This is a genomic window from Achromobacter spanius, assembly GCF_039673305.1.
Classification (GTDB): Bacteria; Pseudomonadota; Gammaproteobacteria; order Burkholderiales; family Burkholderiaceae_B; genus Achromobacter; species Achromobacter spanius_F.
This window is the reverse complement of the sequence record NZ_JBDJLJ010000004.1, coordinates 141,762-161,530: the sequence shown is the minus strand read 5'-3', so window position 1 is coordinate 161,530 and position 19,769 is coordinate 141,762. Positions and strand designations below refer to the sequence as shown.

General features: G+C 66.9%; 22 protein-coding genes. 11 read left to right on the top strand and 11 right to left on the bottom strand.

Translation table 11 applies throughout. The features are described 5' to 3' along the window. Positions 1-169 precede the first annotated feature (169 nt). The 3 genes from mutS (at position 170) to ABE485_RS06100 (ending at position 4,406) form a co-directional block, all read left to right on the top strand. Positions 170-2,770 (top strand): DNA mismatch repair protein MutS, encoded by a 2,601-nt coding sequence (gene mutS, locus ABE485_RS06110; protein ID WP_346514207.1) that lies wholly within the window; start codon positions 170-172, stop codon positions 2,768-2,770. Then, positions 2,767-3,960, top strand: a complete 1,194-nt coding sequence (locus ABE485_RS06105) for a cupin domain-containing protein (protein WP_346514205.1) — start codon at positions 2,767-2,769, stop codon at positions 3,958-3,960. Before mutS ends, ABE485_RS06105 begins: the two co-directional genes overlap by 4 nt. Before the next feature lie 218 nt (positions 3,961-4,178). Then, positions 4,179-4,406 carry an endopeptidase gene (locus ABE485_RS06100; RefSeq protein WP_430795398.1) on the top strand — a complete coding sequence of 76 codons (228 nt, stop codon included), beginning with the start codon at positions 4,179-4,181 and terminating at the stop codon, positions 4,404-4,406. Between the two features lie 186 nt (positions 4,407-4,592). Here ABE485_RS06100 and bamC read toward each other — a convergent pair whose 3' ends face one another. The 4 genes from bamC to ABE485_RS06080 form a co-directional block, all read right to left on the bottom strand. Next, positions 4,593-5,717 (bottom strand): outer membrane protein assembly factor BamC, encoded by a 1,125-nt coding sequence (gene bamC, locus ABE485_RS06095; protein ID WP_346514203.1) that lies wholly within the window; start codon positions 5,715-5,717, stop codon positions 4,593-4,595. 17 nt (positions 5,718-5,734) lie between these two features. Further along, entirely contained in the window at positions 5,735-6,640 is a 906-nt protein-coding gene (gene dapA / locus ABE485_RS06090) for a 4-hydroxy-tetrahydrodipicolinate synthase (RefSeq protein ID WP_008165942.1), read from the bottom strand. Between the two features lie 87 nt (positions 6,641-6,727). After that, positions 6,728-7,375, bottom strand: coding sequence for a site-2 protease family protein (locus tag ABE485_RS06085; protein WP_346514202.1), 648 nt, complete (start codon positions 7,373-7,375; stop codon positions 6,728-6,730). A gap of 69 nt (positions 7,376-7,444) precedes the next feature. Continuing rightward, positions 7,445-8,071 (bottom strand): L-threonylcarbamoyladenylate synthase, encoded by a 627-nt coding sequence (locus tag ABE485_RS06080; protein ID WP_346514200.1) that lies wholly within the window; start codon positions 8,069-8,071, stop codon positions 7,445-7,447. Between the two features lie 83 nt (positions 8,072-8,154). Here ABE485_RS06080 and ypfJ point away from each other — a divergent pair, with 83 nt between their 5' ends. The 3 genes from ypfJ to ABE485_RS06065 all read left to right on the top strand — a co-directional run bounded on the left by ypfJ (position 8,155) and on the right by ABE485_RS06065 (position 10,492). Next, entirely contained in the window at positions 8,155-9,009 is an 855-nt protein-coding gene (gene ypfJ / locus ABE485_RS06075) for a KPN_02809 family neutral zinc metallopeptidase (RefSeq protein ID WP_346514199.1), read from the top strand. A 185-nt stretch (positions 9,010-9,194) separates the two neighbouring features. After that, complete coding sequence (locus ABE485_RS06070; protein ID WP_346514197.1) at positions 9,195-9,731, top strand: hypothetical protein; 537 nt, start codon at positions 9,195-9,197, stop codon at positions 9,729-9,731. Continuing rightward, positions 9,728-10,492 carry a DUF1828 domain-containing protein gene (locus ABE485_RS06065; RefSeq protein WP_346514195.1) on the top strand — a complete coding sequence of 255 codons (765 nt, stop codon included), beginning with the start codon at positions 9,728-9,730 and terminating at the stop codon, positions 10,490-10,492. The genes ABE485_RS06070 and ABE485_RS06065 overlap by 4 nt, the downstream gene beginning before the upstream one ends. Positions 10,493-10,498: 6 nt before the next feature. Here the strand turns inward: ABE485_RS06065 and ABE485_RS06060 are convergent, their stop codons facing one another. The 3 genes from ABE485_RS06060 to ABE485_RS06050 form a co-directional block, all read right to left on the bottom strand. Next, positions 10,499-10,774: a hypothetical protein gene (locus ABE485_RS06060; protein WP_346514193.1), complete on the bottom strand. Its 276-nt coding sequence runs from the start codon at positions 10,772-10,774 to the stop codon at positions 10,499-10,501. Between the two features lie 229 nt (positions 10,775-11,003). Then, positions 11,004-11,660 (bottom strand): N-acetyltransferase, encoded by a 657-nt coding sequence (locus ABE485_RS06055; RefSeq protein ID WP_346514191.1) that lies wholly within the window; start codon positions 11,658-11,660, stop codon positions 11,004-11,006. Positions 11,661-11,801: 141 nt separating this feature from the next. Then, positions 11,802-12,530, bottom strand: a complete 729-nt coding sequence (locus tag ABE485_RS06050) for an ArsR/SmtB family transcription factor (RefSeq protein ID WP_346514189.1) — start codon at positions 12,528-12,530, stop codon at positions 11,802-11,804. Positions 12,531-12,605: 75 nt separating this feature from the next. On the opposite strand from ABE485_RS06050, the gene ABE485_RS06045 reads away from it, so the two are divergent. After that, positions 12,606-13,868 (top strand): MFS transporter, encoded by a 1,263-nt coding sequence (locus ABE485_RS06045; protein ID WP_346514187.1) that lies wholly within the window; start codon positions 12,606-12,608, stop codon positions 13,866-13,868. Between the two features lie 7 nt (positions 13,869-13,875). On the opposite strand, the gene ABE485_RS06040 is transcribed toward ABE485_RS06045, so the two are convergent. Together ABE485_RS06040 and ABE485_RS06035 are read right to left on the bottom strand one after the other, a co-directional pair. Next, positions 13,876-14,508, bottom strand: a complete 633-nt coding sequence (locus ABE485_RS06040) for an FMN-binding negative transcriptional regulator (RefSeq protein ID WP_346514185.1) — start codon at positions 14,506-14,508, stop codon at positions 13,876-13,878. A gap of 142 nt (positions 14,509-14,650) precedes the next feature. After that, positions 14,651-14,845, bottom strand: coding sequence for a hypothetical protein (locus ABE485_RS06035; protein WP_346514183.1), 195 nt, complete (start codon positions 14,843-14,845; stop codon positions 14,651-14,653). Between the two features lie 310 nt (positions 14,846-15,155). On the opposite strand from ABE485_RS06035, the gene ABE485_RS06030 reads away from it, so the two are divergent. From ABE485_RS06030 to ABE485_RS06015, 4 genes are all read left to right on the top strand, one after another. Continuing rightward, the gene (locus ABE485_RS06030; protein WP_346514182.1) at positions 15,156-15,851 is read left to right on the top strand and encodes a DUF3313 domain-containing protein; all 696 of its coding nucleotides are present in this window, start codon (positions 15,156-15,158) and stop codon (positions 15,849-15,851) included. 117 nt (positions 15,852-15,968) lie between these two features. Next, a complete protein-coding gene (locus tag ABE485_RS06025; protein WP_346514180.1) occupies positions 15,969-16,136 on the top strand; it encodes a hypothetical protein in 168 nt (55 codons plus the stop codon). Then, entirely contained in the window at positions 16,133-16,750 is a 618-nt protein-coding gene (locus tag ABE485_RS06020; RefSeq protein ID WP_346514178.1) for a YiiX family permuted papain-like enzyme, read from the top strand. The genes ABE485_RS06025 and ABE485_RS06020 overlap by 4 nt, the downstream gene beginning before the upstream one ends. Positions 16,751-16,790: 40 nt before the next feature. Further along, complete coding sequence (locus ABE485_RS06015; RefSeq protein ID WP_346514176.1) at positions 16,791-17,810, top strand: DUF4105 domain-containing protein; 1,020 nt, start codon at positions 16,791-16,793, stop codon at positions 17,808-17,810. A 6-nt stretch (positions 17,811-17,816) separates the two neighbouring features. On the opposite strand, the gene ABE485_RS06010 is transcribed toward ABE485_RS06015, so the two are convergent. Both ABE485_RS06010 and ABE485_RS06005 read right to left on the bottom strand, forming a co-directional pair. Next, positions 17,817-18,272: a carboxymuconolactone decarboxylase family protein gene (locus ABE485_RS06010; RefSeq protein WP_346514174.1), complete on the bottom strand. Its 456-nt coding sequence runs from the start codon at positions 18,270-18,272 to the stop codon at positions 17,817-17,819. A gap of 114 nt (positions 18,273-18,386) precedes the next feature. Next, positions 18,387-19,754, bottom strand: a complete 1,368-nt coding sequence (locus tag ABE485_RS06005) for a metal-dependent hydrolase family protein (RefSeq protein WP_346514172.1) — start codon at positions 19,752-19,754, stop codon at positions 18,387-18,389. Positions 19,755-19,769 lie beyond the last annotated feature (15 nt).

The following is a 19,769-nucleotide window of genomic DNA, read 5'->3' as shown; positions in this document are numbered from 1 at the left end:
TCCGAAAAGCTACGCCAAACCACCAAGTGTTGGCGGGTTTTAATGGGCGCTGTTGGGCCATTGAGCAAACACCACTTACCCCACGCTCCCCCTGGAAATGCAAGAAGCACAAGGCAAAACGCCGAAATCCCGGGCTGACAATGACGATCAGCTGGTAGGCCACACCCCCATGATGCAGCAGTACCTCCGCCTCAAAGCCGAGGCCGGACCCCTGCTGCTGTTCTATCGCATGGGCGACTTCTATGAAATGTTCTATGAAGACGCCGAGCGCGGCGCGCGCCTGCTCAATCTGACGCTGACCAAGCGCGGCTCGTCCAACGGCACGCCGATCCCGATGGCCGGCTTGCCGGTGCACGCCATGGAACAGTACCTGGCGCGCCTGGTGGCCATGGGCGAATCCATCGCCATCTGCGAGCAGATCGGCGATCCGGCCGCGTCCAAGGGGCCGGTCGAGCGCCGCATCGTGCGCATCGTCACGCCCGGCACGCTGACCGACGACGCGCTGCTGCCCGCCAAGGCGGACCGCGCCCTGGCCGCGGTGTTCGTCAGCGGCAACGCCCGCGCCCCACGCGCGGGACTGGCCTGGCTGAACCTGGCCAGCGGCGAGTTCCGCGTGACCGAATGCGCCCCCGCCCAACTGGAATCCGAACTGCACCGCATCGCGCCGGCCGAGATCGTCTGCGCCGACAGCGCCGAGTTCGACTTTGCGTTTGAAGGCGCCCGCTCGCGCGTGCCGGACTGGCACTTCGAAAGCGACGGCGCGCGCGCGCACCTGCTGGCGCATTTCAAGACGGACACCCTGGCCGGCTTCGACATCGAAGACATGCCGGCCGGCATCTGCGCGGCGGGCGCCCTGCTGCGCTATGCCGCGCGCACCCAGTCGCAGGCCCTGGCGCACGTGCAGAGCCTGTCGGCCGAACGCCCCGGCCAGTACGTGCTGCTGGACCCCGTGACGCGCCGCAACCTGGAGCTTACCCAGACGCTGGCGGGCGAAGATTCGCCCACGCTGTTCTCGCTGCTGGACGGCTGCCGCACGCCCATGGGCAGCCGCCTGCTGCGCCGCTGGCTGCACCACCCCCTGCGCGAAAACGAACAGGCGCTGGCGCGCCAGCAGGCCATCTCGGCGCTGATTGCCGGCCGCATGGACGTGGAGCAGACCTTCGGGTCGGCCGGCCTGCTGGAAGCCCTGCGCGCCGCGCTCAATGCGTTCCCCGACATCGAGCGCATCGCGGCCCGCCTGGCGCTGCGCTCCGTGCGCCCGCGCGAACTGGCCAGCCTGCGCGATGCGCTGCAATCCCTGCCTGCCCTGGCCGACCTGGTCGAGCCCATGTCGGCCTCGCCCCGCATCGGCGAACTGGTCTCGCACCTGTCGGTGGACCCGGCCCTGGCCGCGCTGCTGGTGCGCGCCATCGCGCCCGAGCCTGCCGTGGCCATCCGTGACGGCGGCGTGCTGGCGGCCGGCTTTGACGCCGAACTGGACGAACTGCGCGGCCTGGCGGCCGACGGCGGCGATTTCCTGGTGCAACTGGAAGCGCGCGAGCGCGAGCGCACCGGCATCAGCAACCTGCGCGTGGAGTTCAACCGCGTACACGGCTTCTATATCGAAGTCACCAAGGGCCAGACCGCCAAGGTGCCCGAAGACTACCGCCGCCGCCAGACGCTGAAGAACGCCGAACGCTACATCACGCCCGAACTCAAGACCTGGGAAGACAAGGTGCTGTCCGCCCAGGACCGCTCGCTGGCCCGCGAGAAATGGCTGTTCGAGCAATTGCTGGACGTGCTGGCCGAGCACGTGCGCCCGCTGTCCGACTGCGCCGCGGCGCTGGCCGAACTGGACACGCTGGCCGCGCTGGCCGATCACGCGCAGCGCCACGACTGGATCGCGCCCGAACTCTCCGAACAGGCCGACATCGATATCGACGCCGGCCGCCATCCGGTGGTGGAGCACGCCATCGAGCGCTTCACGCCCAACGGCTGCCGCCTGGATCCGGCGCGGCGCATGCTGCTGATCACCGGCCCGAACATGGGCGGTAAATCGACCTACATGCGGCAGGTGGCGCTGATCGTGCTGCTGGCCCGCATCGGCAGCTTCGTGCCCGCGTCGCGCGCGCGCATCGGCCGTATCGACCGCATCTTCACCCGCATCGGCGCCGCCGACGACCTGGCGGGCGGACGCTCGACCTTCATGATGGAGATGACCGAGGCCGCCGCCATCCTGTCGGCCAGCACGCCCAACAGCCTGGTGCTGATGGACGAGATCGGCCGCGGCACGTCCACCTATGACGGCCTGGCGCTGGCCTGGGCCATCGCCTGCCGCCTGCTGGCGCACAACCGCGCGCTGACGCTGTTCGCCACCCACTACTTCGAACTGACGCGCCTGCCGGCCGAGCAGCCCGCATCGGCCAACGTCCATCTGGCCGCCGCCGAATCCGCGGGCGGCATCGTCTTCCTGCACGAAGTGCGCGAAGGCCCCGCCAGCCGCAGCTACGGGATCCAGGTGGCGCAGCGCGCGGGCGTGCCCGCCGCCGTCATCCGCCAGGCGACCCGCGAACTGGAACGCCTGGAAGCGCAGGGAGCGCCCACGCCGCAGCTCGGCCTGTTCTCGGCCGCGGCCGAGGCCGATGCCCAGGCCTACGCCCAAGCCGAGCGCTCGGACGCCATCGAAGCGCTGGACACGCTGCGCGAGGAACTCGCCGCCATCGACCCCGACAGCCTCACCCCGCGCGAAGCGCTGGATGCCCTTTACCGCCTGAAGAAACACCTCCAATGAACCTCGACCAACCCTTGCAGCTGTTGGGTAACCAAAGCCCGAACGACTTCATGCGCCGTTACTGGCAGAAGAAGCCGCTGCTGATCCGCCAGGCCATTCCCGCGTTCAAGCCGCCGGTCACCATCGCGGCCATCAAGAAGCTGGCGCGCCGCGACGACGTCGAGTCGCGCCTGATCTGGCGCGAGAACGGCGAATGGCAGATGGAAAACGGCCCCTTCGCGCGCCTGCCCAAGGACAACGAAGGCGACTGGACTCTGCTGGTGCAAAGCGTGGACCTGCATAGCGATGCCGCGTCCGAGCTGATGGGGCTTTTCCGGTTCATTCCCGACGCCCGCCTGGACGACGTGATGATCAGCGTCGCCAGCCACGGCGGCGGCGTGGGGCCGCACTTCGACAGCTACGACGTCTTCCTGCTGCAGGCCGCCGGCGAACGCGAATGGCGCTATGGCCGCCAGAAAGACCTGTCGCTCACGCCGGACCTGCCGCTGAAGATCCTGAGCAACTTCCAGCCCGAGGAAAAGGCGGTGCTGGTTCCCGGCGACATGCTCTATCTGCCGCCGCAGGCGGCCCACGACGGCATCGCGGTCGGCGACGGCTGCATGACCATCTCGATCGGTTTTCGGGCGCCCACGCAGGCGACGCTGGCGCGCGGCCTGCTGGAAGCGGCCGCCGACCAGGTCATGGCGCGCGTCGGCCTGCTGGGCGGCCCCTACGGCGAGCCCGCCCTGCCCGGCGCCAAGCTGACCAGCGTCTATCGCGATCCGGCCCAGCCGGCCGTCGATACGCCGGCCGAGCTGCCCGACGGGCTGATCGCCGCCACCCTGGAAACGGTGGAAAAGCTGCGCTTTGACGATGCCCTGGCCTCTCGCTTCCTGGGCTGCTGGCTGACGGAACCCAGCAACCTCAGCGTGTTCGACGCGCCCGAGGGCATGGACGTGGACCTGGAAGAAGATTGGCCCGCCTCGGGCCGCCTGGTGCTCGATCGCCGCAGCCGCATGCTATACCGCGGCAAGCAGCTCTTCATCAATGGCGAGACGGCCATGGCGCCCGCCGATGCCGCGCTGCGCAAGCTGGCGGACGCGCGCAGCCTGGAGTGCGGCGATTCCGCCTGCGCCCGGCTTTCAGACGAAGCCCGCTCATGCCTGGCCGACTGGCTGGACGCCGGATGGATCCATTATCAGCCTGCGTAGTATCTGGAAACCTCGGCGTATCCGTGTCGCACAGAAAGAAATCAGGTCTGTAAGCCGGGTCACATCAGGAAAGACATAACACGAAGCTGAAAGGTTTGTTGCCTTTGGGATGCCACCTCTTTAACTTTCATACGTGATGGCGTTGAACCTTCCTGTAGCCTGAATTCTGGTTTCCCCTAACGGGGTTTCAAGAGTCGTCATCTATAGGAGTTCAAATAATGATGAGCAAAACCTTGATTATTGCTTCGGTGCTGGCCGTCGCGCTCAGCGCTTGCAACAAGAAGGAAGATGCCCCGGCGCCCGCGACCACCCCTGCCCCGGGCGCCACCACGCCTGCACCGTCCACCACGCCCCCGGCCACGTCGCCCGCACCGGCTCCCACGCCGGGCACCACTCCAGGTGGCGGCTCGACCACCCCGGGTGGATCGACCACCCCCGCGTCGTAATCAATCAGGCACGAACCCCCGCCTTGAAGACGTGAAAAACCCTGGCATACGCCAGGGTTTTTTATTGCGCGGTGGAAATGCGCATCCTGATTCGGAGCGCGCACGAAAAAAAGGCCCTTGCGGGCCTTTTTCGATGCGCCCCGGCCAAGGCCGGGAAAGCCCGCGCCGAAGCGCGGGCTCTGCTTGCTACATCTTGTCCTTCAGGACGCTCAGCAGGCGCTGCGCCGTAGCGCTGGTGTCGGGCTTGCCGTTGGCGTCCAGCACCGAGACCGTCGTCTGCTCGCCGCTGCTGACGAGGTGGATGCGGTACTGCGGCGCCTGGGCCTTCTTGTCGCCCGAGAACATGCGGCTGAAGAAGCCCGGCTGTTCCATCTTTTCGCCGGTGTCGGTGTCGACATAGCGCACGAAGTAGTCGCCGGCGGAGCGGTCGCGGTCTTCGACGGCGAAACCACCGCCGTCCAGCGCCACGCCGACACGACGCCATGCGCGGTCGAAGGGTTCGCTGACAACCAGCGCCGCGCCCTGCGCGCGGACATCCTGCTGCACCGCGGGCTTTTGCGGCGACGCTTCAGCCTGCTGAACCAGCTTGCGGGCGTTGTCGACGTCGGAGCCCAGGTAGACCATCATGCGGGCCAGCATGGCGGCGTTCAGGCCGGGATCTTCCTTGCCGTTCTGCCACTGGACCTGGCCGCCGTCCGCGCCGACGCGCTTTTCGAGCATCTGGCGGTGGCTGACGTAGATTTCGGTGTGGCCGTTGACGCGTTCGACGCGGGTGCGGAATTTCTCGCGTTCGCCGCTATCCCAGGCCGATTCCAGCACGGCGCCCAGCGCCTGGCGCAGCCAGCTTTCCGGGATCTTGGCGCGGTTTTCAGCCCAGTCGGTTTCGATCAGGCCCGCGGCGGGATTGTTGCTGGCCACGGTGAAGCCGTTTTCGGTCCAGAAGTCGACCAGACGCGGGAAGATGTCTTCGGGCGGACGATCGACGACCAGCCAACGCAGATCGCCGTCGCGCTCGACGCGCATGTCCTGGCGGCCGGGAAGCACATTGCTGGTCTTCGGGGCGGTGGCCTGGGCCTGGCCCTGCTGCTGGAATTGCGAGTAGGTGGTCGAGCCGGACGCGGGCGCGCGGTAGCGCGGGTCGGCGTTGGCCTGGGTCAGGTCGGGCGGGATGCTCAGGGGCTCCCCGCGCTGGGTGACGGCGCTTTTGTAGTCGACCGATTCTTCATTGCCCAGGAATTGGTTGACCTCGGAGCAGCCGGCCAACAACACCAGAGACATCAATGCCGACAAACCGGCATGACGTTTGTTCATACGTATCCTCACGATGTTTAGAGCAGTCCCGTTTCCTGGAGCGCGCCGCGCACCGTTGCGTGATGCTGCGCCCCCAGTTCGACCAGCGGAAGCCGGTAGCCCAGTGCGCTGCGGCCCATTTCGGCCAGCGCCCACTTGACGGGGATAGGATTGGCTTCAACGAACAAAGCCTTGTTCAGACGCGCCAGGAACGCGTTAAGTTCACGGACCTTCGGCACGTTGCCCGCCAGGGCGGCGGCACAGAGGTCGCGCATGAGCTTGGGCGCGACGTTGGCGGTGACCGAAATATTGCCGCGCGCGCCCAGCAGGATCAGGGCGGCCGCGGTGGGATCGTCGCCGCTGAAGACCTGGAAGCTGGCAGGCGCTTCGCGCAGCAGCAGGCCGCCGCGGGCGATGTCGCCGGTTGCGTCCTTGATGCCGATGATGCCCGGCACCTGCGCCAGGCGCAGGACCGTTTCGTTGCTCATGTCGGCAACGGTGCGGCCCGGCACGTTGTACAGGATCGTGGGCAGGTCGACGGCTTCGGCGATGGTGCGGAAGTGGCGGTACAGGCCTTCTTGCGAGGGCTTGTTGTAGTACGGGACGACCGACAGGCCGGCCTGCGCGCCAACCGCCTTGGCGTGGCGGGTCAGGTGGATGGCTTCGTCGGTGGAATTGGCGCCCACGCCGGCGATGACCGGAATGCGGCCGGCGGCGTGTTCAACGGCGACGCGGATGAGTTCCGCGTGCTCTTCCATGGAGACCGTGGGTGACTCCCCGGTGGTGCCCACCACCACAAGTGCGTCGGTGCCTTCCTGCACATGCCAGTCGATCAACGACCGGTAGGCAGCGTAGTCAAGGCTGCCGTCGGGCTGCATTGGGGTGACCAGGGCCACCATGCTGCCCTGGAAATTAACGCCTGCGGCGGTTGCAGGGGATGCCATAAATGTAGGGCTCCAGAGCCCTGCGGCGGGATGCCTCAGGACCAGAATCAGTGAAACTGCTGAGTTTAACGGATATTGGCTGAAATCCTACAGAAACCACTGGACGATCGTCGTTCCCAGCCCCAGCACCGGCCGCATCAAAAGCCACAGCACATCGGTGACCAGCAAGACGATGACGATCACCAGCCCATACGGCTCTATTTTGGAATATTGCCAGGCCAGGCGGTTGGGCAGCAGGCTGAACAGGATGCGTCCCCCGTCCAGCGGCAGGATGGGCAGCAGGTTCAGCGCCATCAGCACCAGATTGACGTTGACGCCGGCCACGGCCATTTCGAACCAGAAGCTTTCCTGCAGGCCGCTTTCCATGAAGAGCCGCAGCGACAGCGCCCACAGGATCGCCATGAACAGGTTGGCCGCCGGACCCGCCAGCGCCACCCACAGCATGTCCTTCTTGGGGCGGCGCAGCCGGCCGAAATCCACCGGCACCGGCTTGGCCCAGCCGAACAGCATGCCGGGGCTGCCCATCAGCTTGGAAGCCAAAAGGATGGCGACCGGCACGAGCAGCGTGCCGATGGGATCGATGTGCCGCGCCGGATTCAGGCTGACCCGCCCTGCCTGGTAGGCGGTCGGGTCGCCCAGCATGCGCGCCACGTAGCCGTGCGCGGCTTCGTGGAGGGTGATGGCGAAGATTACCGGTATCGCGTAGACCGCAATGGTTTGGATGATGTCATTCATGGCGAACCGGATTGTAGAGTAGCCGCGTGCCGGCGCGAGCCGGCACGCAAGACGGAGCAATGGGCTGGGTCAGACAAGCCCGAGCGTGGCGGGGTCGCCGCGGCCCACGCGCACCACGACCGGATCGTCGCCGGTGAGGTCGATCACGGTGGTCGGCGATTGCGGGCAGGCGCCCGCGTCGATGATGGCCGCCAGGTCGTGGTCGTACCGTTCGCGGATGTCCTCGGCGTCGTTCAGCGCGTCGGTCTCGTCCTTGGGGATGAGCGTCGTGGACAGCAGCGGCGCTCCGGCCTGCTCCAGCAGCCCGAGGATGACGGCGTTGTCCGGCACGCGGATGCCGATGGTCTTGCGCGAGGGATGGGACACGCGCCGCGGCACTTCCTTGGTGGCCTCGAGAATGAAGGTCCAGGGGCCGGGCGTCGCGGCCTTGAGCAGGCGGTACTGCTTGTTGTCGACGCGCGCGAAGTGGCCGATTTCGGCCAGGTCGCGGCAAAGCAGCGTGAGGTGGTGGCGTTCATCCAGCCCGCGCAACCGGCGCAATCCGTCGGCGGCGGCTTTGTCGTCCAGGCGCGCGACGACGGCGTAGCTGGAGTCGGTGGGCACTGCGACAAGGCCCCCGTCGTTGAGCCATTGGGCTGCCTGCTTCAGGAGCCGGGGTTGGGGATTCGCGGGATGAATGGAGAGATGCAGGGCCATGGGTTTATCCTAACACTCTTGAAGGCCGCTCAATAGCGCGGCGATGCAAAATGGCGGTATGCCGAACCGCCCGGAGAAACAGTATGCGCCTCGATAACTCGCGCCAAAGCGACAATGTGGAAGACCGACGGTCCAGTGGCCCACGCATCGGCGGACGCGGCACCATTGGCATCGGTACGATAGTACTTGCCCTGGTGGCCATGTATTTTGGCGTGGACCCCAACGTGGTCCTGCAGATGGCCGAAGGACCCGCGACCGAACAGCAGGAAGCGCCTGCCACCCGCCCGCCCGCCAACGATCCCCAGGCCGTCTTCGTGTCCAAGGTGCTGGGCGAAACCGAAGACGTCTGGTCGGCCGCTTTCCAGAAAGAGCTCAACCGCCAGTACGTGGCGCCCAAGCTGGTGCTGTTCCGCGGCGCCACGCCCACGGCCTGCGGCACGGGCCAGGCCGCGATGGGGCCGTTCTATTGCCCCGGCGACAGCAAGGTGTATATCGACCTGGCATTCTTCGATGAATTGCAGAACCGCTTCAAGGCGCCTGGCGATTTCGCGCAGGCCTACGTGATCGCCCACGAGGTCGGCCACCACGTGCAGCATCTGCTGGGCATTTCCGAACAGGTCGACAACCTGCGCCGCCGCAATCCGTCCCAGGCCAACGCGCTGTCGGTGCGCCTGGAACTGCAGGCCGACTGCTTCGCGGGCGTGTGGGCCCAGCGGGCCAATGCGGCGCGCAACATCCTGGAAGGCGGCGATATCGAGGAAGCGCTGGCGGCCGCCACGGCCATCGGCGATGACCGCCTGCAAAAGCAGACCCAGGGCTATGTGGTGCCGGACGCGTTCACCCACGGGACGTCGGCGCAACGCGTGAAGTGGTTCAAGCGCGGCCTGGAAAGCGGCAGCCTGAAGCAGTGCGATACGTTCGGGGCCGCCTCGCTCTGACAGTTTCGTCCAACGCCTTCGCCAACTGTATATCCATACAGCCAAAAGACCCGCATCGTCTTCATCTTGTAAGATTACGCCCCCTCGCAGTGCTGCGCGCGCCTGCCGCGCCCCCGAGGCAGGCCGCCGCGCCTGCGAAGCGCAAGAATTCCCCGCGCGCACACCCAAGACCCTAGATAGTTTCCATGGCCAACAAGTTCGAACCGTTAATCACCGTTGATGAGGTGCAAGAGATTCTTGCCGAACCCAAGGAAACCGTGAAGCCGATCCTCTGGACGCCCAAGCCCGCCGGCGCGCCCAGCCAGTGGATGGAATTCACCAGCCCGTGCCGGATCAAGGGTGAAGTCCGCGAGGACGTGATCTTCCGCACCATCTACCGGGGAGCGCGCACGGCGGTGCACGGCCAGGCCACCATCTTCCTCACGGAAGCCTTCTGCGCCAGCCTGTTCGTCGGACCGCACCGCGTATTCGGCGTGGACAGCGACGATGCGTTCCACACCAGCCTGGTGGGCGCGGACCGGCCGCATTTCCGCAAGCCGCTGGCGGACCGCAGCCACGAACACATCTGGGTGGACGAAGGCGAAGGCTATGCCGAGCCCATCGTGCCCGCCCTGGAAACCATCGGCGCGCTGATGCAGTATTTCCTGCCGCGAGCGAACCTGACGCTTGCAGGCGGTTTTGCGCATCCCCTCAAAGGCCGCCAAATCGAACTGATCCTATGAGCAATTTTCTGGAAGCCTCCGGCTGGACCGTCATTCCGGCCGGCGAGCATGCCATCCGCGCCGTGTCGCCGATGACGCTGGGCCTGGACGGCCAGCACGCCGCCTTCTTCATCGCGCATCCCGACGACACGACGTTCTACCTGACCGACGCCTGTGAGACCGCGATGCACGCGTCCAGCTTCGGCATCGACCTGGCGGCCAAGCGCATCGACCTCCTGAACGAAACGCCGGGCGTCAGCCTGGCGCACTTCGACCGCACCGGCGCCATCGTGGCGTCGGGTCCGAATGAACAGTTGCAGGAAGCGCTCTGGGACGCCGTGAAGCTGGCGATGGCGCTGTCGTTCCAGTGCGCGAAGTGGATGCCCAGGTTCAGCCAGTTGCGGTTCCGCGCTCAGGTGGGGCGCGCACTGGCCGAAGGCGTGGGCGTGAACCGCATGGTCAAGGGCGCGCGCGCCAAGAGCAGCAGCGGCCACACGGCGGACTTCGCGTTCGCGGTGCGCGCGGCGGGCAGCACCGCGCTGACCTATATCGAACCGATCGCCCTGAAAGCGGGCAAGAAGATGGATTGGACGCAGGTCTACCAGACCCACGGCAAGATGTCCGACGTGAAGATGGCGGACGCGCGCAACTCGCGCATGGTGATCCTGGAAGACGGCGCGTCGGCCGACGAATTCAAGAAGGCCGTGACCATCCTGGAGCAGTCGGCGACGGTGCAGACGCTGGCCAAGACCCGCGACTGGCGGGAAGTCTTCTCCGCCTGAGGCACGTCACGACGGCGTGTTGGTCAGGCCGTCGACGATCTCGCGCCCGTGCAGGATTGCCGCATGCACGGCTTCGCGCGGGCTGTAGACAAATCCGCCCTCGGCAAACTGGGGAACCGGGTATTCGTCGCCGCCCTCTTGAACGGCGCCAGCCTGAACCACCGTGACCGATGCGGTGAAGACGGGGCCGCTGGGTTGCGCTTCAACTTCGATAGCGCCGCCGCCCCGGGAAACCTTGGCCGTCAGCCGGTATCCCTTGTAGATCAAATTGTTCTGATGCACTTCGGAAGTCCTCTATCTGTCGTCGAGCATACTCCGTGATTCCATGACAATCCGGATAAGTTTTGTAACTCAAGCAGAAAATAGAAACACTGTTGCACCAGAAGAATGGCGTCCCCATTTCTCAAATATTGGGAAGGCAATCGCCCATTCGGCGGATAGTCAGCGCTGGCGCGGCTTGCGCCAACCGCCGGGAAGGCTTTCCAGCCGACCCGACGCGGTTTTCCCGGGATTACCCTAGGGCCTGTTGCGAAAGCGCATCCTCGGACGGATTCATGCCCGTCGCCCGCATGTAGCCATCCAGGGTCCAGCCCCTGCCCAGCAGGATCATGCGGGTATGCAGGTCCTCCTGCACGCGCGCACAGACTGTCTTGCCCAGGTAGCTCAGCTGCTTGCGCCGCAGGTCCACAAAGCCCAGTTCGTAGTCGCGCGCCAGTCCCATCCAGAGCCTGTGCGCACCTACCGACTGGCGCGCGCCGCTGATGATGCACAGGCCCGCGTCCAGCCCCCAGCGATACACCGCCGTCGCCAGGCCCATGCCCTGGTAGGACTGCGCGTACTTGGAGTGCGGCGCACGCACGTAGGGGTCCGCACGGCGGCCCACTTCGATCAGCCGGTTGAACACGGTGTAGCCCGCCAATCTGCCGCGGCGCGCATCCATCACATACACGTAATACTCGCCGTCCGCTTCGCGATAGCGAAGCACGATGCCAGGGATGTCGGTCTTGACCTCCGGCAATCCATGCAAGCGGTCCAGGGGACGATTCATACGGTTGTGGATGGCATCGAGTTCCTTGTCCACCTCTTGCGGACAATGGTTAACGTCGATGCGCAATTCCGTCACGATCTGCATGACATGACGGAACGCGTGCAGGGCCAGCGTAGGCAAGGCCACCTCCTGTACAGGGTTGAAAAGCGTCCGCGTAGGACGGGAAGACGAAAAAAAAGCCGCATTCGCGGCTCGAATGGTTGTGTGCGGGTTCGCCGCCTGACGACGCGGCGGGACAAGGATTTTGCGGTGGACAAAGGGCTATGCCGCGGCATGCGCGTTCCGTTGCTCAGCGGGCTGCTCGCCCGCCGGACCGAAGAAGGCCGGAAACTGCCTCTCGCCCTTGCGCGTGACCCGCAGCGCGCGCGAATCCAGGTCCTTGCTGATCCAGCCGCGCTCCAGCAGCGCATCGAGCAGCGCCGCCCCTAGGGCGCCGCCCAGGTGCGAGCGGCGCTCGCTCCAGTCCAGGCACGCGCACGCAAAGCGGCGGCGGCGCTGGCGCGCCCGCGCCACGTCCACGCCTACCTGCGCCAGCGACGCCTCGCCCAGGGGCGTGAGCACGTAGTCGCGCGCATCGGGCGCCAGCCACTGGCGGGCCAGCATGGCGTCGTGGATGCGCACGGCCAGCGTGCCGGCCATGTGGTCATAGCAGGTCCGGGCGTCGCGCAGCGCCGACGGCGTGCTGGGCTTGAACGGCGTGCGTTCGGCGCCTGCGACCACCAGCAGGGCCTCCAGCGCGTGGCCGACCTCGCCATTGGCCAGCCGGTAATAGCGGTGCTTGCCCTGCACGGCCATGTCGACCAGGCCCTGCTCGCGCAGGCGCTGGAAATGGCTGCTGGCCGTGGATGCGCCGATGTCGGCGGCCGCGGCCAGTTCGGTGGCGGTGCGGGCCCGCCCATCCAGCAGCACGCAGAGCATGCGCGCGCGCGCCGGGTCGGCGATGGCGCCGGCCACGGCGGACAGGTTGATGTCGGCGAACTCGGATTCCATGATTCGCTGAAGACCAAAGTGTTGTGTGCAGGCTGTAAGCATACTGCGAGTCATCGCAACATGACACCCGCCGCCATGCCCTCCTCCCCCTCTTTCTTCGGCTGGAAAGTCCTTTACGCCACCTTCGTCCTGGCCATTTTCGGCTGGGGCGTGGGCTTTTACGGGCCGCCCGTGTTCCTGCACGCGGTGGTCCAGCGCACGGGCTGGAGCGTCGCGCTGGTGTCCGGGGCCGTTACGCTGCACTTCCTGGCGGGCACCGTGGTCGTGGCAAACCTGCCTCGCCTGTACCGCCGCGCCGGCGTCCCGCGCACGACGCTGGGCGGCGCGGCGCTGCTGGCGCTGGGCGTGGCGGGATGGGCCGTGGCGCAGTCGCCGTGGCAGTTGTATGCTGCGGCGCTGCTCAGCGGCATGGGCTGGGTGACCCTGGGCGCCGCGGCCGTTAATGCGCTGATCGCGCCCTGGTTCATCCGACGGCGCCCGGCCGCCCTGGGCATGGCCTACAACGGCGCCAGTGTCGGCGGCATCGTGTTCTCGCCGCTGTGGGTGTTCCTGATCGCGCACGCCGGCTTCGCGCAGGCGGCGCTGTGGGTGGGGCTGGCGATGGTGGCGGTGATCGCGGCGCTGTCGCACATGGTGTTTTCGGTCACTCCGCAGCAACTGGGACAGCAGCCCGACGGCGATGCGGCGGCGGCGCCCGCCGGCGTTGGCGCGACGCCCCCCGCCCGGGTCGGCAATCTGTGGCGCGACCGCGCCTTTCTCACCTTGGCCGCGGGCATGGCGCTGGGGCTCTTCGCCCAGATCGGCCTGATCGCGCACCTGCTGTCGCTCCTGGCCCCGCTGCTGGGCGCGCAGACAGCGGGACTGGCGATGGGCCTGGCCACGGCCTGCGCCATCGCGGGCCGCACGCTGGTCGGACTGCTGATGCCGCCGGACGCGGACCGGCGCAAGGTCGCGGGCGTGGCCTATGCCGTGCAGATCGGCGGATCGCTGGTGCTCATGCTGGCGCCCGACCACGCCTGGGCGGTGTGGGCAGGCGTGGCGCTCTTTGGTTCGGGCATCGGCAACGCCACATCCCTGCCGCCCTTGATCGCGCAATCGGAATTCGCGCGCGAGGACGCCGCGCGGGTGGTGCCGTTGATCGTCGCGCTGTCGCAAGGGGCCTACGCATTCGCGCCGGCGCTGTTCGGCCTGCTGCGAACGTTGCTTCAGGCATCCGGGCTGACCTTGCCTGGCTTCCTGGCGGTCGCCGCGGCCTTGCAAGCGGCCGCCATCGTCTGTTTCGCGGCTGGGCGCGGAGCCGGCGCCGCGCGTGCGACCGGCCCGGCGCCGGCACGCTGAGCCCGCGTCAGTCCAGGCCGCCCCGGCGCGCGACCAGACCGGCCATGACGGCGTCGCCGCCCTCGCCGGCCAAGCCTTCCGCCACGGCCTTCCGGTCCGCGGGCGTGCGGTTCTGGCTGACCTTCCACTTGCCCTCGATGCGGGCGATGGGAATCTCCACGCCGACGATGGCTCGCATCTGCGCGGCAATGAAATCCGCGGGGGCTTCGTCGACGCTCCAGGGCTGCGCGCGCGCCTTTTCCTGGCTGTGGGTCAACGCATCGAGCTGGGCGCGCAGCCAGGCGGGATCGTCCTGGATGACGGGCGTGCCCCACACATGCACCGCCACGAAATTCCAGGTCGGCACCACCTTGTGCGTCTCGGCCTTGGTGGCGTACCAGGACGGCGTGATGTAGGCCTGCGCGCCATGAAAAGCGACCAGGCATTCGCGGCCCGACGCCAGCTCCGCAAGCTGCGGATTGGCGCGTGCGACGTGCAGGCGCAGCACGCCGCGCTCGCCTTCCGGATAGAGCAGACAGGGAATGTGGTTGGCCATCAGCCCGCCCTCTGCGCTGGTGAAGACGACGCCCAGGGGATGGGCGCGGATGAAGTCGTGCTGGGTTTCCAGGGAATCTTCGCGGAAGGCGGACGGCAGGTACATGATGTGTCGCGGAGGCGGGAGGGAAAGGCACAACATACCGCTCCCGTGGCCCCACGAAAAGAGCCACAGAATTTTGCTTTCATGGAGCCACAACCACGAGGCCACAAACAGGGACCCACCCATGCGCCAAGCTGGCGGCGCTCTATCGTCGGGAACGTTCGGAGGCCAGGTTCATCCGTTCGCGGGCCTGTGTTTCGTGCGCATAGGCGCGATCGTAGGTCTCCAGGCAGCCGGGCGTGGGATTCGGCCACTGGATCGCGGCGATCGCCGCGGTGAGTTCGTCGCGCGCGCGCTGCCATTCCTTGACAGCGGCATACCATTCGTTGGCGGTGTCCATAGCTCTCTCCCTATGTGCACACGCCCCTCATCGTAGTCCTGTCCGCGCCCGCCGGGGCGGCATTTCGACTGGCCGGAAGGATGAATTCGGACCCGGTCGCAGCCGCCAAAATCCAGCGCCGCGTTCAATCATTCCAGCCGATAATTGTCCGATGCATCGATGCCGGAAACTGCGCCGGGCGCCTGGGGCGCATGCAACCCGACGCGGCAGCCCGAATTTCCGGCAACGCCGGCCGTGCAGGGGCGCGCCCAGCCCGCAAGGCGCGTCGCCGGCCTCCCGCGCGGGCGCTGTTTTCTGACCAGGAAAGCACATGAAGCCCACCCTCGCCCTTGCCGCCAGTTGCGCCCTGATCGCGCTGGCCGGCTGCACCAACCTCCCCAAGGCGCAGGACTACTCCACGTCGCTGGGCGAAAGCCAAAGCCAGCTGCAGCAGGATCCCGCGTGGAGCGGCGGCCGCCTCTGGGTGCGTCCGGGGCCGCCGATCGGCAGCCAGTTCGACAGAAAGCTGATCCTGGAAGACGTGACCTACATCCAGGGCGACCGCCCGGACGACCTGGACATGCACGACAACGCCGAGATGCGCGAGCGCGTCCTGGCCTACATGAACGAAGCCCTGCGCCGGGAATTCAGGCAAGGCGGCTATCAATTGATCACCACGCCCGCGCCGCGCTCGGTGCGGCTGCGCGCCGCGATCACCGGCACATTCAGGAACGACCGCGATCCGCGCGCGCGGGAATACGTGCCGATCGGCTACGTGCTGAGCAAAGGGGCAAAGGCGGCGGGCCTGCGCGACCAGTCCGTCCGTCTGCTGATCGAAGCCTCCGCGCGCGACGCCTACACGAACCAGTTGCTGATCGCCTCGATGGGCGCCGTCACGGGCGGCAACCTGCCGCCGGACAGAAAGCCCACGGCGGACGACGTGCGCAGCGCCATCGACGACTGGGCCCGCAAGGTCCGAGAGCAGTTCGACCGCATCTGGGTCGGGGATGTGCCTGCGTCAAAATGACCCGGAGCCGGGATTTTTCCGCCTTCATATCACGATGTGATGAATATTGACGTCAACCCTCACTTACCCAGGGCCACGGCTAATGCTACTGTTCCGCCTGTGCAAGGAGTACATGCAATGGATCAGAAGACCAAGCCCTGGGCTTTTCCCAAACCCCACCCGGAAAACACCCCACGTGGCGAGCGCAACAAACAAGAGTTCGACGCCCCGCCCGAAGACAGGAAGCCCGCGCCCAAACCGCGCGCCAAGAAGCAAACGCCAGCAACAGGACGGGCTCGCCCGTGAGGCTGGCCGCAAAGGCCTGCGCGGCCGCTGCGGCGATGCTATCCGCGCTGTCCGCGGCCGCCGCTGCAGCGCCCGGCGTCCAGACGGGCGACCTGGTTTTCCAGCAATCCCGTTCGGCGCAAAGCCTGGCCATCCAGCAGGCCACGCATTCGCCCTACAGCCACATGGGCATGATCGTGACGCGCCAGGGCCAGCCCTACGTGCTTGAGGCCGCGGCGCGCGTTGCCTACACGCCCTTGGCCCAGTGGGCCGCGCAAGGCGAGCGCGGCCACTATGTGGTCAAGCGGCTGCGCGACGCATCCCTCCTGACGCCCCAGGCGCGCGAGCGGCTTGCGAAAGCGGGCGCCGCCTACGTGGGCAAGCCCTACGATCTGGTGTTCGCGTGGTCCGACGAACAGATCTACTGCTCGGAACTGGTGTGGAAGATCTATCAACGCACCCTGGGCGTGAAGGTCGGCGCCCTGGCTCCGCTCAAGCGCTTTGACCTGGCATCCCCCGCCGTGCAGGCCAAGATGCGAGAACGCTACGGCAGCAACATCCCCTGGGAAGAGCCCATCATCTCGCCGGCCGCCATGTTCGAGTCGGACCAGCTGGTGACAGTAGGCACATTCTGACTGCACTGCGCGGCCTTGCCGTCGACCGCCAAGGAGCCCCATGACGGTTTCCATCCTGGTTTCCATCCTGTCAGGCATCGCGATCGCGCTGGCGACGGCCTGGGGCGGGCTGGCATTGTGGATACGCGCGCCGCTTTCGCAGGGGTGGAAGCTCGCCGTGGTGCTCGCCTGGGCGATCTGCGCGTTGGCCGCCATCGCCGGCCTGGCGTGGCACGCCTGGCGGCCGGCCCTGTATCTTTTTGGCGCGGCGCTGGCGGGCCTGCTGTGGTGGTGGCTGCGCATCCGGCCGTCCAACGACCGCCCCTGGATCGCCGAGGTCTCGCGCCAGACCCACGGCGAAGTCAGCGGCAACCTGGTCACGCTGCACAATGTGCGCAATTTCGACTGGCGTTCGCGCACCGATTTCACGCCCCACTGGGAGACGCGCCGCTACGCGCTGGACACGCTGCAATCCGTGGACGTCGCCCTTTCTTACTGGGGCCGCCCGGCAATCGCCCACGCGCTGGTGTCGTTTGGCTTCGGCACCGGCGGTCAGGTCGTGTTCTCCGTCGAAATCCGCCGCAAGCAGGGCGACAAGTTCTCGGAGATCGGCGGCTTCTTCAAGCAGTACGAACTGAGCGTGATCGCGTCGACCGAAGAGGACAGCCTGCGGGTGCGCACGAACGTGCGGGGCGAAGATGGCTATCTGTACCGCATCCACATGCCCGAAGGCGCCGCGCGCAAGCTCTTCCTGGCCTATGTCGACAAGGCCAACCGGCTGGTGGACACGCCGCGCTTCTATCACACGCTGACCGCCAACTGCACCACGATCGTTTTCCAGATGGCGCGGCACATCGTGCCTGGCCTGCCGCTGGACTACCGCCAGCTCCTGTCGGGCTACCTGCCCGAATACCTGTACCAGCTGGATGCGCTGCGCGGCGCCGGCAGCGCGGAACAATACCGCCGGCTGGGCCGCTATACGGACCGGGCGCTGGCCACCTATGACCGCGCGCAGTACTCCCGCAACATCCGGCGCGGCGTGCCGGGCATCGCGCAGGAGCCTCGCACGCCGCCCGCCTGACGCCCGTCAGGACTGACGCGCCGCCGCGGGCTCCTTGCGAAACGTGACGCCCAGCCGGTTGAAGGCATTCATCAATCCGATCGCGTAGGTCAGGTCGGCAAGTTCCCGCTCATTGAATTCGGCCGCCGCCGCCGCATAGTCGGCGTCGGGCACGCCGGTCTCGGCCACGCGCGTCACCGTTTCGGCCCAGGCGAGCGCGGCGCGCTCACGATTGTCGAACAGCGCCTGCGCTTCGCGCCACACGGGCACGAGCACCAGCTTGTCGACCGTCATTCCCTGCTTGAGCAGGTCGCGGGAATGCATGTCGATGCAATAGGCGCAGCCATTGATCTGGGACACGCGCAGGTAGACCAGATGGACCAGTTCCTGGGGCAGGCTGCACTTCTGCAGATAGGCGTGCACGCCGCCGAAGGCCTTGTAGCCTTCGGGCGAGGCCTTGGCGTAGTCGATGCGTTGGCTCATGGAAATTCCTTGCTTGCTGGTTTCAAGGACGCCATGTTGCGGCATGGCGCGCCGCCCGGCCAGGGCCAAGAACCGGGTTTGCGACTGGGGCATGATGGGCGGCCCCTGCCGCCGTCAACGCGCCGCGGCCGCGTCCTTGTAGATGACGCCGTCCTTCATGATCAGCAGGAAGTTCTTCTCCGGATCGCCGATCAGCTTGATGTTCTGGATGGGGTCTCCGTCGACCAGGATCAGATCGGCCAACGCGCCTTCCCGCACGACGCCCAGGTCCCCGCGATACGGATTGCGCAGCCCCGACAGCTTGAGCAGTTCGGCGTTTGTGCCCGTGGCCATGATGAGCGTCTGCGCCGGCGTGTACCAGCGGGTCAGGCTCGCCAGGATGTTGCCTTGCTGCGCGGCAAGCTGGCTGGAGAACAGGATGTCCGTGCCGAACGCGGTCTTCAGCTTGTGCTTGATCGCCAGCTGATATGTCTTGTCCGTGCCGGCGAAGACTTCCTGGGCTTTTTTCCACTGGTCCGAACCCCTCGGAAAGGCGTCCGCCAGCGCATCGGGAAACGGCTGCGTGCTGAGCCAGACGCCGGACCGGGCCATCAGCGCCGCCGTTTCGTCGTCCATCAGGCTGCCGTGTTCGATGCTCTGGACGCCGGCTCGGATCGCCCGCTGGATGGCGGTGGGCGTATAGGCGTGCACCGCCACGTAGGTGCCCCAATCCGTGGCCGCGTCCACCGCCGCCTTCAGTTCGGCCTCGGTGAACGTCACGACATCCAGCGGGCTGTGCGGCGACGACACGCCGCCCCCGCCGGTCAGCTTGATCTGCGTGGCGCCCTGCATCAGCTGCTCTCGCGTGCGCAGGCGCACTTCGTCGGGGCTGTCGGCGATGGTGCTGTCGCCCGCCAGGTCATGCCGCGATCCCGGCGCGCCCAGCGTGCGCGGCAGATCGGACATGGAACGGAAATCGCCATGACCGCTGGTGACGCTGATCATCGCCCCGGAAGGATAGATGCGCGGACCGGGAATCACGCCCTGGTCGACGGCCAGCTTCAGGCTGAACGCCGAGCCGCCCATGTCCCGCACGGTGGTGAACCCCCGCATCAGCGTCTTGCGCGCTTCCACGCCGGCGACGATGTTGATGTAGGTCGGGTCCTGGGTCATGGCCACCGCCAGCGGCACGCCCACGAACATGCTGTGCCAGTGCGCGTCGATCAGGCCGGGCATCAGCGTGCGTCCCCCGCCGTCGATGACCCGCGCGCCTTCCGCCGGGATGCGGTCCCGGGAGACCTTTTCGATGACGTTGCCATGGACCAGGACGCTGCTCGCCGGGCTCAGTTCAGACGCCACGCCGTCGAAGATGCGCACGTTCTCGAACAGAATCCGCGAGTCGGCGGCGGCCTTCCCGCCGCCATCGGCGGACGCCTGCTCCGCCCCCGGCATGCCATGCGAAAACGCGGCCGTGGCGCCGAAAAACAGCAATGCCGCACCCATTGCGATACCAGACCT